This is a genomic window from Kitasatospora putterlickiae, assembly GCF_039527695.1.
Lineage (GTDB): Bacteria > Actinomycetota > Actinomycetes > Streptomycetales > Streptomycetaceae > Kitasatospora > Kitasatospora putterlickiae.
Genome location: NZ_BAAAKJ010000197.1, coordinates 1 through 958, shown reverse-complemented (window position 1 = coordinate 958; position 958 = coordinate 1). Strand labels below are relative to the sequence as shown.

Below are 958 nucleotides of genomic sequence, written 5' to 3'. Positions count from 1 at the left end.
GGGGGCGCCGAGGCGTCCAGCACCAGGGCGTCGGCGTAGGCGCCGAGCGGGACGTCCAGCCGGTCGCGCAGTCCGATCACCGCGTCCCCGACCGCGAACCCGGAGGCCCCGGGGCCGAGCCGCTCCACCGTGCCGGCCACGTCCCAGCCCACCCCGACGGTCTCCCTCGGCGCCATCAGCCCGGCCCGCGCGAGCACCCCGGCCCGGGTCACCGCGTCCACCGGGTTGACCCCGGCCGCCGCCACCCGCACCCGCACCTGTCCCGGGCCGGGCTCGGGGACGGGCACCTCGACCAGCTCCAGGACCTCCGGACCGCCGAACCGGCGGACGACCACGGCGCGCATCGCGCTCTCCTCCCAGCAGGGGGCCCCGCCCGCTGTTCCGGCGGGGCTTGCCAACGGCACCCAACCTAGGGAGAGTTGCTCCCCATCGGGAAGGACGCACCCGCGAGTGCGTACCGCACGGAGAGGAGAGCCGATGGCGACCACGACCGCCGCCCAGCGCCGCTCGGCCGCCCGGGCCGGCTACGACGCCTACCTCGCCGAGTGCCCCGCCCGGCAGCTGCTGGAGCGGATCGGCGACAAGTGGGTCAGCCTGGTCGTCAACGCCCTGGCCGACGGCCCGCGGCGCTACAGCGACCTGCGCCGCCGCCTCGCCGGGGTCAGCGAGAAGATGCTCACCCAGACCCTGCGCAACCTGGAGCGCGACGGCCTGCTGACCCGGACGGTCACCGCCTCCGTCCCGGCCCGGGTGGACTACGCGCTCACCCCGCTCGGCGCCGGGCTGCTCCCGCTGCTGCGGGCGATCAAGGACTGGGCGGAGGAGCACATGCCCGAGGTGCTGGCCCACCGGGAGGCCCACGACGGGGCCCGGGCCGACTGACCGGCCGCACGGCGGTGCTGTGGCGGTTGCTGCGGCGGTGGTACGGCGGGCCGGGACGCCGAAGGCCCGTGCGGAC

Annotated in this window: 2 protein-coding genes; one reads left to right on the top strand and one right to left on the bottom strand. The window is 77.1% G+C overall.

Going from position 1 to position 958, the window contains the following annotated elements:
* Positions 1–344, bottom strand: a 344-nt coding sequence (locus tag ABD308_RS19760; protein WP_344337106.1) for an alcohol dehydrogenase catalytic domain-containing protein, incomplete at its 3' end; no start/stop codon positions are given.
* Positions 345–477: 133 nt separating this feature from the next.
* Between ABD308_RS19760 and ABD308_RS19755 the strand changes: the two genes are divergently transcribed.
* Positions 478–882, top strand: coding sequence for a winged helix-turn-helix transcriptional regulator (locus ABD308_RS19755; protein ID WP_344337104.1), 405 nt, complete (start codon positions 478–480; stop codon positions 880–882).
* The last annotated feature ends 76 nt before the right edge of the window (positions 883–958 follow it).